A 14,248-nucleotide genomic window follows, 5' to 3' on the forward strand; every position below is an offset into this window, starting at 1 on the left:
CCACGCCATGACCCATACGCCCGCCCGGCCCTTCCCCACCGAGTTCCTGTTCGGTGCCGCCACCGCCGCGTTCCAGATCGAGGGCGCCGCCCACGAGGACGGCCGCCGCGATTCGATCTGGGACGCGTTCTGCCGCGTCCCCGGCGCCGTCATCAACGGCGACGACGGGGATGTCGCGTGTGACCACTATCACCGCTACCGCGACGACGTCGCGCTGATGAAGCGGATGGGCGTGCAGACGTACCGGTTCTCCACGTCGTGGGCGCGGGTCCGGCCCGACGGCGGCGCGGTCAACGCGGCCGGCCTGGACTTCTACCGGCGGCTGGTCGACGAGCTGCTGGATGCCGGCATCCTGCCGTGGCTCACGCTGTACCACTGGGATCTGCCGCAGGCGCTGCAGGAGCAGGGCGGCTGGACCGTGCGCTCGACGGCCGACCGGTTCACCGAGTACGCGCTGGACATGCATGACGCGCTCGGGGACCGCGTCAACGTGTGGACCACGCTGAACGAGCCCTGGTGCGCGTCGTTCCTGAGCCACACCGCCGGCGTGCACGCGCCCGGGCACACCAGCGTGACCGAGGGGCTGCTCGCCGCGCACCACCTGCTGCTCGGGCACGGCCAGACCGTGCGCGAGCTGCGGGCTCGCGATGCCGCGCTGAACCTCGGGCTGACCCTGAACCTCACCGTCGCCGACCCGGTGGACCCCGCCGATCCGGCCGACCGGGATGCCGCCCGGCGCATCGACGGGCAGTTCAACCGGTGGTTCCTGGACCCCGTGTTCCTCGGCCGGTACCCGGCCGACGTCGTGGACGACATCCGCGCCGTCGACGCGGACGCCGTCGCCCGCCTCGAGGACGCGATCCGGCCCGGCGACCTGCCGGTCATCGCGACGCCCATCGACACGCTCGGCGTGAACTACTACCACGGCGAGTTCGTCGGCGGGCACGCCCCGGCCGAGGCGGTCACCGGCGGAGACGCGCCGACCGCCCGGGCCACGGCATCCCCCTTCCCCTCGCACGACGGGATCTTCTGGCACGACCGCGACCTGCCGCGCACCCCGATGAACTGGGAGGTCCAGCCCGAGGGGCTGACCCGCCTGCTCGTGCGCGTGCAGCAGGAGTATGCCGGCGCGGCCGGCACCGCGCTGTACGTCACCGAGAACGGGGCGGCCTACGACGACGAGCCGGTCGTCGAGGACGGCGGGGTTCGCATCCACGATGACGAGCGCACCGAGTACGTGCGCGGGCACCTGGGTGCGGTGCTGGATGCGGTGGATGCCGGAGCCGACGTCCGCGGCTACTTCTACTGGTCGCTGCTGGACAATTTCGAGTGGGCGTGGGGCTACGACAAGCGGTTCGGCATCGTCCACGTCGACTACGACACGCAGGAGCGGACGGTCAAGGACAGCGGCCTCGAATACGCTCGCATCATCGGCGCCCGGGAGTTGGATGACATCGCCGCCGTCGCCGCGCGCTAACATCCGACGGGAGGGGATCCGATGAGCACACCGAGCACGCGCGCGACGATCGAAGAGGTCGCCGCCGCCGCCGGGGTGTCGCGCTCCACCGTCTCGCGCGTGGTGAACGGATCCACGTCGGTCAGCCCGGCGGCCCTGGAATCGGTGCGGCGCGCAATCGCCGAGCTGAACTACGTGCCCAACCGGGCGGCCCGTTCGCTGGCGAGCCGGCAGACCCTCGCCATCGCGCTGGTCGTGCCCGAGGACACCACGAAGTTCTTCGGCGACCCGTTCTTCGCCGCGATCGTGTCCGGGATCAACGCGCGGCTGACGCGCTCGGACTATGTGCTGAACCTCTTCATCGCCAGCGACGACCCCGGCGACAAGATGACCAGCTACATGCGCGGGGGCAACGTCGACGGCGCGATCATCGTCTCGCACCACACCAGCGACACCTTCATCGACCGGATCGCGGCGACCATGCCGGTGGTGTACGGCGGGCGTCCGATCCGCCACCGCGCATCCGACTACTACGTCGACGTCGACAACCTGGTCGGCGGGCGGGATGCCACGAACCATCTGATCGCGCAGGGGCACCAGCGGATCGCGATGATCACCGGCCCGCTGACGATGGCCGCGTCGCGCGACCGGCTGCAGGGCTTCCGCGACGCGCTGAGCGCGGCCGGGCTGACCGAGGTCGCCGTGGTCGACGGCGAGTTCACCTCGGACGGCGGGGCGCGGGCGATGCGCGGCATCCTTCAGTCCGGCAACCGGCCCGACGCGGTCTTCGCGGCCAGCGATCTGATGGGACGCGGAGCCCTCGGCGTGCTCGCCGAACAGCGTGTGCGGATCCCCGAGGAGGTGGCGCTGATCGGCTTCGACGATTCGCCGGTCGCGACATCCGTCTCACCGCAGATGACCACGATGCGGCAGCCGTCGTTCGAGCAGGGCGAGAGCATGGCCGCCGTCCTGCTGGACATCCTGGCCGGCGGCGAGCCGCCGCACGAGACGGTCCTGCCCACCGAGCTCGTGGTCCGCGCCTCGGCCTGAGGGGGCTTCCGCGGGTCTATGCCGCCCGCTGCAAAGTCTGCCTGCACCGTTGCGTGCAGGGCGTTGTTCCACGGATCGTCGAAGCCGAGCGTGCGGCCGTCGTCGCGCACCGCGAAGCCGTAGTGGCGCAGCCGCTCGTGCAGCGCGCCGAGCGCGTCGGCGTCCGGCAGGGTCAGGTCGATCCGGCCCAGGCCGAGCGCCGGCATCCGCGGGCCGGCGCCGCGCGAATCCCAGACGTTCATCGCCATGTGATGGTGGTACCCGCCGGCGCTGACGAACAGGGCGGTGTTGCCGAGCGTGGCGGTCGTGTCGAACCCCAGCGCGTCGACGTAGAAGGCGCGGGCGGTCGCGACATCCCCCACCGAGAGGTGGACGTGGCCGACGGATGCCGCGTCCTGCGCGGTGGATCCGGCCAGCACCTCTTCGGTCAGATGCTCGCGCAGATAGCCGTTCGGGTCGAGGAAGAGCGTGGACATCTCGACCTGCCCGTGCGTCCACGACCACTCGGTGCGGGCGCGGTCCCAGTACAGCTCGACGCCGTTGCCCTCCGGGTCGGTGAAGTAGAAGGCCTGGCTGACCAGGTGATCCGCGCTGCCGGTGAACGTGCCCGGGGCATGCTGGGCGACCGAGTACAGCGCGGCGGCCAGCGCCGGCTGCGACTCGAACAGGATGGCGGTGTGGTACAGCCCGGCCGACCCGGCGGCCGCGTGGCGCAGGCTCGGCTCGTGCCGCAGGATGACGATCGGGCGGCCGGCGCGTCCGAGCGTGACGGTGTCGCCGGAGGCGTCCAGCACCTGCAGCGTCACCGCATCGCGGTAGAAGCGGGTCTGTGCGTCGAGGTCGGCCACCAGCAGGGTGACCGCCCCCATGGCCGTGGCGGCGGCGATGCGGTCGGCCGCGGCGAGCTGCGTATTCATATGAATAGACAACCGGTGGCCCGCCCCCCGCATTCCCCGCCCTCCTGTCCGCGAAATCGTACGATCTGGCCGACTGCACATGAAACTCGGCCCAGAATGATGTTCACTCGGCCGGATCGTACGATTTCGACGAGGCGGGAGGCTACTCGGGGTCGCCGCCGAGCGGGCCGACGGCCGGGATCGGTCCGCCATCGTCGGCGCCGGTCTTCCGAGCCCGCGCGATCGCGTTGCCCCCGTGGTAGATGACCAGCGCCGCGGCTGCGCCGAGCACGATCCCGGTGAGCTGGAAGTCGCCCCAGCCCATCGTGAAGTTCGCGATCGCGATCACCAGGGCCACCGCCCCGGTGTACTGGTTGACCGGGCGCGAGAAATCCACGCGGTTGTCGACCCAGATCTTGATCCCGATGATCCCGATCAGGCCGTACAGCGCCGTGGTCGCCCCGCCCAGCACGCCGGCCGGGATGGTGTTGAACAGCGCGCCGATCTTCGGCGACAGCGCCAGCAGGATCGCCACGATGCCGGCCACCCAGTACGCCGCGGTCGAATAGACGCGGGTCGCGGCCATCACCCCGATGTTCTCGCCGTAGGTCGTCGTGCCCGAGCCGCCGAACGTGCCCGCGATCGCGGTCGAGACGCCGTCGGCGATCAGGGCCCGTCCGGTCTGCCTGTTCACCGAGTTGTCGGTCATGGTCGCCACCGCGCGCACGTGCCCGACGTTCTCGGCGATCAGGACGAGCACGACCGGCAGGAACATCGCGATCGCAGCCCAGGTGCCGGGCGCGGCGAAGTTCGCGAAGTGGAACTCGGGCAGCCCGACCCACGCGGCATCCGACACCGCCTTCCAGTCGATCTGCCCCTGGATCCCGGCGGCCACGTATCCGACCAGCACGCCGAGGAAGATCGAGATGCGTCCGAGGAATCCCCGGAACAGCACGCTGAACAGGATGACGGCGGCCAGCGTGATCCCGGCGGTCAGCGGCTGCTTCTCGACGTTGCCCCACGCCGCCGGCGCGAGGTTGAAGCCGATGAGGGCGACGATGGCACCAGCGACCACCGGCGGCATGAACCGGTCGACCCACGAGATCCCCGCGAACTGCACCACGAGACCGATGACGGCCAGCAGGATGCCGACGGCCACGATGCCGGCCAGCGCCGTGCCCATGCCGGCGGATGCCGTGGCCGCTGTCACCGGCGCGATGAACGCGAACGACGATCCCAGGTAGCTGGGCAGCTGTTGCGGGTGACCAGCAGGAACAGGATCGTGCCGATGCCGGAGAACAGCAGCGTGGTCGAGACGGGGAAGCCGGTCAGGATCGGGACCAGGAACGTCGCGCCGAACATCGCGACGACGTGCTGCGCCCCGATCGCGATGGTCGCGGGCCAGTTCAGCCGCTCACCGGGGTGCACCACCTCGCCGGGGGCGACGGTGCGGCCGTTTCCGTGCAGGGTCCAGAGGGGCATGCGGGCTCCAGGGGGTCGGGGGACGACGCAGATGCCGCCCAGACGACTTTACTGGGAGGATGCTGTGAGCCGCACCTCCTGAGCCCGACTATCCGGCGAGGCGCTCGATCAGCTCGCGGTAGCGGGCGGCGGTCCGCTCGACCACGTCGGCGGGCAGCGTCGGCGGCTCGCCTTCCCGGGACCAGTGTGCGGCGAGCCAGTCGCGCACGATCTGCTTGTCGAAGCTCGCCATCCGCTCGGCCGGTGTCTGGCCGGCCGCCCAGGCCGCGGCATCCCAATACCGCGACGAGTCCGCGGTGAGCACCTCGTCGGCCAGCGTGACCACGCCGTCGGCGTCGACGCCGAACTCGAACTTCGTGTCGGCCAGGATCAGGCCGCGCGCATCGGCGGTGGCGGCCCCCCGCTCGTAGATCTGCAGCGACAGCGTCCGGATCCGCTCGGCGTGCTCGACGCCGACGAGCTCGACGGTCCGCTCGAACGAGATGTTCTCGTCATGGGCGCCCTGCGGGGCCTTGTAGGCGGGGGTGAAGATCGGCGCCGGCAGCCGGTCGCCGTTGCGCAGACCGTCCGGCAGATGGATGCCGCACACAGTCTGGCTCGCCTGGTACTCGCCCCATCCCGATCCGGTGAGGTAGCCGCGCACCACGCATTCGATCGGGAGCATCCGCAGCGCTCGCACCACCATCGCGCGTCCCCGGACGGCGGCCGGGATCTCGGCATCCGGGATCAGATGATTGGGGATGCCGGGTCCGCCGTCGCCTCCGGCAAGTCGATCGAACCACCACAGTGTCAGCGTCGTGAGCAGTTCGCCCTTGCCGGGGATCGGCGGCTCGAGCAGCACGTCGAACGAGCTCACCCGGTCGCTGGCGACCACCAGCATCCGGTCCGGCTCGCCGCCGGCCGGCAGATCGGCGGGGACGTAGAGGTCGCGCACCTTGCCGGAGTAAGTGTGCGTCCAGCCGGGAAGTTCGAGAGGGGCGGTCACCCGCCCATCCTCCCACTTCCGTCGGACCGCACTTTCAGCGAGGGGTCGGAACGTGTATAGTCCATCTGGACTAGTCGATAAGGAGCATATGGTGACGGATGCCGCGCTCACGCCCCTCGGGGCGATGGTGCTCGCGCTGCTGCACGAGGGCGACATGCACCCGTACGAGATGATCCGGATGCTGCGGCACCGCCGCGACGACCGGATGGTCAAGCTCACCAACGGCACGTTCTACCACACGGTCGCCCGCCTCGAGCGGGACGGGCTGATCGCCGAGGCCGGCACCGACCGCGAGGGCAACCGCCCCGAGCGGACGACGTACGCGCTGACGCCGGCGGGCCCGCCGGCGCTGGCCGAGTGGGTGAGCGCCCACCTCTCGCGCACGGACGGCGCCGCCAGTTTCCGCGTCGCGCTCGCCGAGGCGCACAACCTCAGCCGGACGGAGGTCGCCGCCCAGCTCGCGACGCGACGCGCCGGACTCGCCGAGGAATACGAGGCGCTGCGCATCGGGTTGCAGTCTGCACGTGCGCGCGGGACGGCCGGCCAGTTCATGGTCGAGGTCGAACGCCATCTGCATCTGCTCGGGGCCGAACTCGAGTGGACCGATTCCTTCCTCGCGCGGCTCGCCGACGAAGACTACCTCTGGGGCGTCGCCGATCTCAGCCCCGCTCAGATCGCGCACCATCAGGAACTGCGAAAGGCAGCCCAGAAATGACACAGACGCCCCCGCCGACGGCATCCGTCCCCGACGGCACCGCCGCGAACGGCACCGCCCCGACGACATCCGTCCGCCGCGGCGCCACTCCGCGCAAGCCCGTGGCCGGCCCTGTGGGCCCTGGTCATCGGGTTCTTCATGATCCTCGTCGACACCACGATCGTCTCGGTGGCCAACCCCGCGATCAAGGCTGCGCTGGATCCGGACACCAACAACCTCGACAACGTGGTCTGGGTCACGAGCGCCTACCTGCTCGCCTACGCCGTCCCGCTGCTGATCACCGGGCGCCTGGGCGACCGGTTCGGCCCGAAGAACATCTACCTCATCGGTCTGGCCGTGTTCACCCTCGCCTCGTTCGGCGCGGGGATGTCGGCCACGCTGCCGATGCTGATCGCGTTCCGCGCGGTGCAGGGCCTGGGCGCTGCGCTGATGACCCCGCAGACGATGGCCGTGATCACCCGCACCTTCCCGCCGAACCAGCGCGGTGCCGCCATGGGGCTGTGGGGCGCCACCTCCGGCGTTGCGATGCTCGTGGGGCCGCTGGCCGGCGGCCTGCTCGTGGACGGCTTCGGGTGGGAGTGGATCTTCTTCATCAACCTTCCGGTCGGCGTGATCGGATTCGTGTTGGCCTGGATCCTCGTGCCCAAGCTGCCCACGCATCCGCACCGGTTCGACATGGTCGGGGTGTTCCTGTCGGCGGCCGCGCTGTTCTTCATCGTGTTCGGCCTGCAGGAGGGCGAGAAGTACGACTGGGGCGCCATCTGGGGACCGATCACGGTCTGGGAGCTGATCCTGTTCGGCGCCGTGCTGCTGGGGTGTTCATCTGGCAGCAGGCCAAGACCAAGAGCGAAGCGCTCGTGCCGATGGTGCTGTTCGCCGACCGCAATTTCTCGGTGTCGAACCTCGGGATCGCGATCGTCGGGTTCACCGTGACGTCGATGACCCTGCCGATGATGTTCTTCATCCAGCTCGCACGCGGGCTCACGCCGACCCAGTCGGCGCTGCTGATGATCCCGATGGCCGTGCTCGCGGGCGTGCTCGCCCCGTTCGCCGGGCGGCTGCTGGACCGCATCGACGCACGATTCCTGCTCGTTCCGGGCGTCGGCCTGTTCGCGGCCGCGCTGTTCTGGTACGCCGCGCTGATGAACATGGACTCGCCGATCTGGATGTTCCTGCTCCCCTCCGCCCTGATGGGCCTGGGCAGCGCGGGGGTCTGGGGACCCCTGGCCACCACCGCCACGCGCAGCCTCCAGCCGCGGCAGGCGGGGGCCGGTGCCGGCATCTACAACACCACCCGCACCATGGGCTCGGTGCTCGGGTCGGCGGCCATCGCCTCGTTCATGCAGGCGCGGCTCGAGTCCAACCTGCCGGGCGCGAGCGAGCACGCGGGCGCGATGGGGACGGGCGGCCAGCTGCCGGCGGTCATCGCCGGCGGATTCTCGGACGCGATGGCGCAGGCGATGCTGCTGCCGGCGATCGTGATGGCCGTGGGCGTCATCGTCGTGCTGTTCATGAAGCCGACCGACTCGGCCGCCTGGCACGACGCGCACCAGTAGCGCACGACGCGAAGGGCCGGCCCCCGCTGTGCGGGGTGCCGGCCCTTCAAAGCGGGGCCGCTTCGCTCGGTCTCAGTCCGGGTCGACGGGGTCGATCGGGGCGTGGTGATCCCACGCCTGCACGCCGACCCGCCAGTAGCCGGACACGCTGTACTGCTCCCGCGGCAGATGCAGAGTGTGCCGCAGGTGGCGGCGCACGGGCACGAGAGCGGATGCCTCGCCCGCCGCGAACACGTAGGTCGAGGCATCCACCCCCACCGCGGTGAGGGTGCCGACGAGGTCGGCGCCGGGCTCGGGGAGTGCAGGCCGAACGTGCGGTCGGAGCCCTGTCGGGAGAGGAATCCGGCGAGGTAGCCGCGCGCCGCGGAGAGGTCGTCGACCTGCGCGATGATCTCCACGGCGGTCGAGGTCGGCACTTCGGCCAGCCAGCGTCCCGCCGAAGGCAGCGACGTGCCGTCCACGACGAGCACGATGCGCGGGGCGTTCTGGGTGGCGCGCTTGGAACCGCGCGGGCCGACGAGCACGAGGCGGTCGCCGACGGCCGCCTTCGCTCCCCACTGCGCGGCCGGGCCGGCATCGGCGTGGCGCAGGATGTCGAGGTCGACCAGGCGCGACCCGTCTTCGTCGCGGACGTTCAGCGGGGTGAAATCGCGCCCGAACGTCGCCTCGGCGGGGCGGACGATGCCGTCCCCGTCGGGTGCGGCGTGCGGGGCGACGAGCTCGCCGGTGGACGGGTCGGGGAAGAACGTGCGGGTGTGGTCGCTCGGGCCGGCGCTGACGAAGTCGCCGAAGTCGGGGCCGGTCAGGGTGACCCGGATGTACTCCGGCGCCGGGGTGCTGACCGCCACGACCGTCGCCTCGCGTGCGGTGAAGCGGTTGCGGCCGCCCTCACGGTGGAACAGCGCCGACTCGTCGGCAACGACATCCGTCATGACATCCCTCCTCGTGCCGCGCAGATCGCGACATCCCTAGCCAATCATGAGACCCGACGGGGCGGGCGCCGGCGTCGAGACCGGGGATTCTTCGCGAGGCCGAGGGTGGTGTCCCCGGTTTCGCGGGGATCACCCGGTTTCGGCGAATCGCGGTGCCGGGGCGGGCGGATGCCTCAGCTGTGCCGGATCGTGCGGATCGACCCGGTCGCGGCCGCCGCGCGGCCGGCGTCGATCACGGCCGCCAGCTCGGTGGCGACCTCGGCGGCGTAGGCCGCGGCATCCAATCGGGTCACCGGGACCTCGCCGGCCAGGTGGGCGAGCATCCCGTCGCGCAGCGCGTCGTCGTCCTGCGCGACGATGCGGATGGTGTCTCCGGGCAGCGCATCGCGCACCGAGCTGAAGGCGGTCGAGACGATCGGCAGCTCGCACAGGGCCGCCTCCAGCAGCACCATGGGCTGGCCCTCGTAGGTGCTGGAGAGCACGAAGCAGTCGGCCGCCGCCAGGATCGCGAACGGATTGCGCCGCAGGCCGGCCAGGAACGCCGCACCGCCCAGGCCGAGGTGGTGGATCAGCCGCTCGAGCTCGTCCTGGAGCGGCCCGGTGCCGACGATCAGGAGCCGGGCCCGCGCGTCCTGCGCGTGCACCTGGGCGAACGCGCGGATCAGCCGCGCATGGTCCTTCTCGGTGGACAGTCGCCCCACCGTCACGAACCAGACGGTGTCGTGTCCGGGCTGCTCCAGCTGTGTCAGCCACTCCGGGGCGACTTCGTCCGGGTCCAGCACGCTCGCGAGCGGCGCCCGCATGCCTTCCGAGACCCGCGCCACGTTGGGCAGGTTGCGCACCGTCACGAACTTCTCCGGCGCGGCGTAGTCGGCAAGCTCGGCGCGGTTCAGCTCGGTCAGGCTCGGCGACACCGACACCAGGTGGTCGAACGCGGCGTACTGCGCGAACACGAGTCCCAGCGAGCGGCGGTGCGGCTGTTTGCCGGCCACCGTCCGCTGCTGATCGGCGGCCATCTCGTTGTGCAGCCAGATCGCGCGGGCGGCGTACGGCGAGTGCAGCAGCAGGTTGGTCCAGATCGGGCTGTAGCCGCTGAAGTCGGCGAGCCAGTCGAACGTGGCCGAGCCGAAGACGCGCGCCCATTCGCTGTCCCACAGCTGGGCGTGCCACCGCTCGTCGCGGGGCGCGGGCGGCAGGCCTCGGCGGTCGCGGGCGTGCCGGCGCAGCTGCAGCGCCTTCGACCCGTTCATCCCGCCGATGCGGAACACCTGCCGCACGGCGGGGTGGATCAGCGCCCGGTTGGCCAGCGGGTCCTCCGCGCGGAAGCGCGGCATCAGCGCGGTCACGTCGTACCGCGAGTGGTCGATCGCGTTCAGCAGGTTCAGCACCGACGTGGTGATGCCGTTGGAGCGCATCCCGCCCAGGAAGAACAGCAGGCGCGTGCGGCCGTCGTTGCGCGCGGTGCGCACGCGGCGGCCGACCATGCGGCCGCGGAAGACGATGTCGGTCACGCGTCGGGTGACCTCTCCGTCCTCGTACGGGGCGAACCGCTTGCGCCCACTCGTCATACCGCGGGTGCGCCCGGGCGCCGGCCAGCAGGGTGGCGGTCAGCCGGCCGGCCTCGACCGGATCGGCGGTGACCGGGCCCGGCAGCTCGTCCAACGGCAGATACGTGCCGCGACCGGTGGCGTAGGCATCGGCATCCGGTGTGAAGAACACGATCGGGCGCCCGGTGGCCAGGTAGTCGAAGAAGATCGACGAGTAGTCGGTGATGAGGGCGGATGCCGCACCCAGCAGCACGTTGGTGGGAATCGTGTTCGGCACCAGGATCTCGCGCATCCGGGGCCGGGCGGCGGCCAGCGCGTGCACGATCTGATGCGTCTTCAGCAGCACCACCGTGTCGTCGTCCAGACGGGCCTGGATGGCGGCGACCTGCGCGGCCAGCTCGTCGAGGTCGGCGTCGGGGTCGCTGAAGGAGGCGCCGCGCCAGGTCGGAGCGAACAGCACGATGCGGCGCTCGCCGAGCTCGACTCCGGCCCGCTCGAGCTCGAGCCGGACATCGGCGGTCTGCGCGTCGGTGAGGCGCTGCCGGTCGATGCGCGGGTAGCCCTCTTCGATGATGCGACCCTGGTAGACGTTGCGCAGCCGGTACGCGTCCTCGTACATGGTCTCGGCCATGAACGCATTCGCCGCGAGCAGATAGTCGGCGGCGAGCAGGTTGCGCAGCGTGTTCGCCGATTCGATGGCGCCGTCCGGCATATCGAAGCCCATGAGCTTCAGCGGGGTGCCGTGCCAGGTGTTCAGATACACCTGGCCGGGGCGCTTGCCGAACGCCGGCGGGAAGGTCGCGTTGTTGACCAGGTAGCCGGCCGTGGACAGCACCCGCCAGTACTCGAAGCTGCCCGGTGGACGAACGAGACACGGGGATGCGCACCGAACTCCGCTTCGAACCGGGCGATCGCGGCCTCGTCGGCGATCGACCAGACGTGCCACAGATGGTCGAACTCGGGTCGGTTCAGCAGGTAGCGGAAGATCGCCTCGGGGTTGCAGAGCACTCCGTTGCCGGCGAACGACTCGTACAGGACGACGTCGTGCTGGATCGGCTTGGATCGGCTGTACGCGATCCGCTCGGACTGCACCGCCCGGCCGGCGCGCGCGACGTAGCGGTTCAGGCGACCGGGCAGGGGAAGTCTCACGACAACCGAGCGTAGGACGATGCGCTGTGAGCCGCCTTCGGGTGCACCGGGCCGTTACGGGGCTGTTATCGGGTCGGAGGAAACCAGTACCGGACTACTGAGGTGCCGAAGGCCGGCGGTGCGTACCGTGTGAGCCGTCTGTCACCGAGCTGGGGAGCATACGTGCGCACGCGTCCGAGATCGTCTGTCCGCGGCATCCGTCGGATGCTGCACCGCGCATTGATCGTCGGCACGGCCGCGCTCACGGCCGCTGCCGGCCTCGCATTGGTGGCCCCCGCCGCGCCGGCGCGGGCGGCGGACGAGATCCACTTCACGATCGACGGCGACTGCACGCTGTCGCGGGGAATGGCGGTCGCGGTCGCTCTGAGCCGCTACTACGGCGGTTCTCAGGCGGTCTCGTGCGGCGCCCAACACGGCGCGGGAAACCAGGCCACGCCGGTGATCATGAGTCTCACCGACGATGTCACCCTGACGAGCCCGCTCCCTGAACTCTTCGGCGCTCCCGTCGTGATCCAGGGCCACGGTCACACGATCGCGCGTGCCCAGAGTGCGGGTCCCTTCCGTCTGTTCACGGTCACTGATGGTGGTGCGGTGAACAACCCCGGCGACCTCACGATCACCGATGCGGTGCTGAAGGGTGGCAAGGTGACCGGCGCGTCCGGCACGGACGGGGCGGACGGCGACCCGGATCTGCTCTGCTCCGTCGACGGCGGTCACCCCTCGGGATGCTCGGGGAAGAACGGGGCGGACGGCGCCTCGGTGTACGGCGGGGCCATCTCGGTCGACGGTTCAACCCTGACGCTGACCCGCGTCGTCGTCACCGGCAGCACTGCCGTCGGCGGCGCGGGTGGTGATGGCGGCATCGGGCGCGATGGGACGGCCGGGACCGTCACCGACTCCGGCCGCTGGGGCGGTTGGGGCGGAGAGGGCGCCGGCGGTGGGTCGGCCTTCGGCGCCGGGTTGTACGCGATTCGGTCGACCGTCACGATCTCCGACTCGGTGTTCTCCGACAACACGGTGACCGGCGGTGACGGCGGTGCCGGTGGTGACGCCGGCGATGGCGGCGACGGTGCCCCGGGGACCGATGCGTACTGCACCTCCCTCGGGGGCGCCCACTCCGGCACCGACGGCGGCGATTCCGGCTGGGGCGGCGACGGCGGCGCCGGCAGCCTCGGTGGCCGCGCGTTCGGGGCGGCCGTCTATGCGCGGTTCGGCGACGTGCGCATCGAGCGCACCTCGATCGTCCAGAACACGGCGCACGCAGGCGACGCCGGATCCCGTGGCGCGGCGGGCGCCGCCGGCGACGTGAGTGGCGGCGAGGACATCGCCTGTGCCGGGGTCGGCGCCGGCGGCACGAGCGCCGCAGGCGGTGCCGCCGGGACGGCGGGCGACGATGGGCACACGGGGGCACCTGGCATCGCGGGCGACGCATTGGGCGCGGCGGTGTTCTTCGACGGATACTCCGACGATGCGACCACGGGCAATGCCCTGGGAGCTTCACGCTCGCCGAGTCGACCGTCGCCAAGACGGCCGCCGAGCCGGGTGGGGGTGCCAGCAACCCGAACCGGTACACCGATTGCGAGAAGTACAAGGAATCCGGACAGTCCACCACGCACAACATGCAGGTCTGCGATGCGATGTGGCGTGACCACGGCGTCGGCTCGGCGGTCGCCGGTGACGGCGCGATGTCGGTCGTGGCATCCACCATCACCGACAACACCACGACTCTGAAGCTGGACGCCGACGAGTTCGACGATGCCTGGCAGCTGAACGCCGGCATCATGCAGGCGTGGGATTCCGACACCTTCATCCTGGCTCGGGGTCCGGACAGCCCGAACTGGCACAGCAAGCCCTGGACGCCGCTGGGCTGGGTGCCGACCCGGTCGGTGTCGGTGAGCAGCAGCATCGTCGGTCCGAACTACCTCAAGACCACGGACGGGGCGCGGCACCTGCCGGCCGACTGCCGCACGGTCGTGGATCAGACCGGCGGCGACCCGGGCACCGAAAACGCCGATCCGGGCTACGGCGTTCGGTCGATGACGGTGTCCTCCGGCGGGCACAACGTCATCTACGCCGCATCTGCGAACGCTTCCGCAGCGTGTATGACCGGTGGCAGCGGCGACACGCACCTGACGGCGGATGCCGCTGACCCGGCCGTCGTGCCGGCCGAGTACGACACCCTGCTGACCACGTACGCCCTGCCGGGAGGGTGGGAGGCCTATGGCTACACGCCGCATGCGGCCGCCCTCGGCAACGGCAGCGAATGCACCGACGGCGCTGCCGACGGCGACGCCGGTCTCGATCAGGCCGGGCAGGAAAAGCCCACCTCGGGCTGTGACATCGGCGCGGTGCAGGCATCCACCCAGTCCGTGGACCTGGACGTGCAGGTGTCGGGTTCTGCGACGTATGGCGATCAGGCCCCGGTCTTCCGCATCCGGTCCAGCGACATCCCCGACGGCCTGAGCCAGGGCACTGTATCG

General features: G+C 70.8%; 8 protein-coding genes and 5 pseudogenes. 5 read left to right on the forward strand and 8 right to left on the reverse strand.

Going from position 1 to position 14,248, the window contains the following annotated elements:
- Nucleotides 1-7 precede the first annotated feature (7 nt).
- Nucleotides 8-1,477, forward strand: a complete 1,470-nt coding sequence (locus tag L2X98_RS10945) for a GH1 family beta-glucosidase (protein WP_259610925.1) — start codon at nt 8-10, stop codon at nt 1,475-1,477.
- A gap of 21 nt (nt 1,478-1,498) precedes the next feature.
- Entirely contained in the window at nt 1,499-2,506 is a 1,008-nt protein-coding gene (locus L2X98_RS10950; RefSeq protein ID WP_259610926.1) for a LacI family DNA-binding transcriptional regulator, read from the forward strand.
- 41 nt (nt 2,507-2,547) lie between these two features.
- Here the strand turns inward: L2X98_RS10950 and L2X98_RS10955 are convergent.
- The 3 genes and pseudogenes from L2X98_RS10955 to L2X98_RS10965 form a co-directional block, all read right to left on the reverse strand.
- Nucleotides 2,548-3,423, reverse strand: a pseudogene (locus L2X98_RS10955) (VOC family protein); the annotation flags it as partial.
- 142 nt (nt 3,424-3,565) lie between these two features.
- Nucleotides 3,566-4,884 (reverse strand): annotated as a pseudogene (locus L2X98_RS10960) (uracil-xanthine permease family protein).
- A gap of 88 nt (nt 4,885-4,972) precedes the next feature.
- Nucleotides 4,973-5,869: a phosphoribosylaminoimidazolesuccinocarboxamide synthase gene (locus L2X98_RS10965; protein WP_259610927.1), complete on the reverse strand. Its 897-nt coding sequence runs from the start codon at nt 5,867-5,869 to the stop codon at nt 4,973-4,975.
- Nucleotides 5,870-5,993: 124 nt separating this feature from the next.
- On the opposite strand from L2X98_RS10965, the gene L2X98_RS10970 reads away from it, so the two are divergent.
- On the forward strand, nt 5,994-6,584 hold the full coding sequence (locus tag L2X98_RS10970) for a PadR family transcriptional regulator (RefSeq protein WP_259610928.1): 591 nt from the start codon (nt 5,994-5,996) through the stop codon (nt 6,582-6,584).
- 138 nt (nt 6,585-6,722) lie between these two features.
- Nucleotides 6,723-8,140: pseudogene (locus tag L2X98_RS10975) on the forward strand (DHA2 family efflux MFS transporter permease subunit).
- Nucleotides 8,141-8,212: 72 nt separating this feature from the next.
- Here the strand turns inward: L2X98_RS10975 and L2X98_RS10980 are convergent.
- The 5 genes and pseudogenes from L2X98_RS10980 to L2X98_RS11000 all read right to left on the reverse strand — a co-directional run bounded on the left by L2X98_RS10980 (nt 8,213) and on the right by L2X98_RS11000 (nt 11,768).
- A complete protein-coding gene (locus L2X98_RS10980) occupies nt 8,213-8,398 on the reverse strand; it encodes a siderophore-interacting protein (protein WP_259610929.1) in 186 nt (61 codons plus the stop codon).
- Nucleotides 8,399-8,700: 302 nt separating this feature from the next.
- A pseudogene (locus L2X98_RS20980) lies at nt 8,701-9,072 on the reverse strand (siderophore-interacting protein); the annotation flags it as partial.
- Nucleotides 9,073-9,245: 173 nt separating this feature from the next.
- Nucleotides 9,246-10,583, reverse strand: a complete 1,338-nt coding sequence (locus tag L2X98_RS10990; RefSeq protein ID WP_259610931.1) for a glycosyltransferase — start codon at nt 10,581-10,583, stop codon at nt 9,246-9,248.
- 169 nt (nt 10,584-10,752) lie between these two features.
- Nucleotides 10,753-11,454, reverse strand: a pseudogene (locus tag L2X98_RS10995) (CDP-glycerol glycerophosphotransferase family protein); the annotation flags it as partial.
- A complete protein-coding gene (locus L2X98_RS11000; protein ID WP_259610932.1) occupies nt 11,373-11,768 on the reverse strand; it encodes a CDP-glycerol glycerophosphotransferase family protein in 396 nt (131 codons plus the stop codon). The pseudogene L2X98_RS10995 and the gene L2X98_RS11000, both read right to left, overlap by 82 nt.
- Nucleotides 11,769-11,930: 162 nt before the next feature.
- Here L2X98_RS11000 and L2X98_RS11005 point away from each other — a divergent pair, with 162 nt between their 5' ends.
- Complete coding sequence (locus tag L2X98_RS11005) at nt 11,931-13,499, forward strand: hypothetical protein (RefSeq protein WP_259610933.1); 1,569 nt, start codon at nt 11,931-11,933, stop codon at nt 13,497-13,499.
- Nucleotides 13,500-14,248: the final 749 nt, after the last annotated feature.

This window comes from Microbacterium elymi (assembly GCF_021582895.2).
GTDB lineage: Bacteria > Actinomycetota > Actinomycetes > Actinomycetales > Microbacteriaceae > Microbacterium > Microbacterium humicola.

What these genes read in the sequence shown, in the direction of transcription:
- L2X98_RS10945 (WP_259610925.1), top strand. Translation starts at nt 8, where the DNA reads ATGACCCATACGCCCGCCCGGCCCTTCCCCACCGAGTTCCTGTTCGGT.
- L2X98_RS10950 (WP_259610926.1), top strand. Translation starts at nt 1,499, where the DNA reads ATGAGCACACCGAGCACGCGCGCGACGATCGAAGAGGTCGCCGCCGCC.
- L2X98_RS10970 (WP_259610928.1), top strand. Translation starts at nt 5,994, where the DNA reads ATGGTGCTCGCGCTGCTGCACGAGGGCGACATGCACCCGTACGAGATG.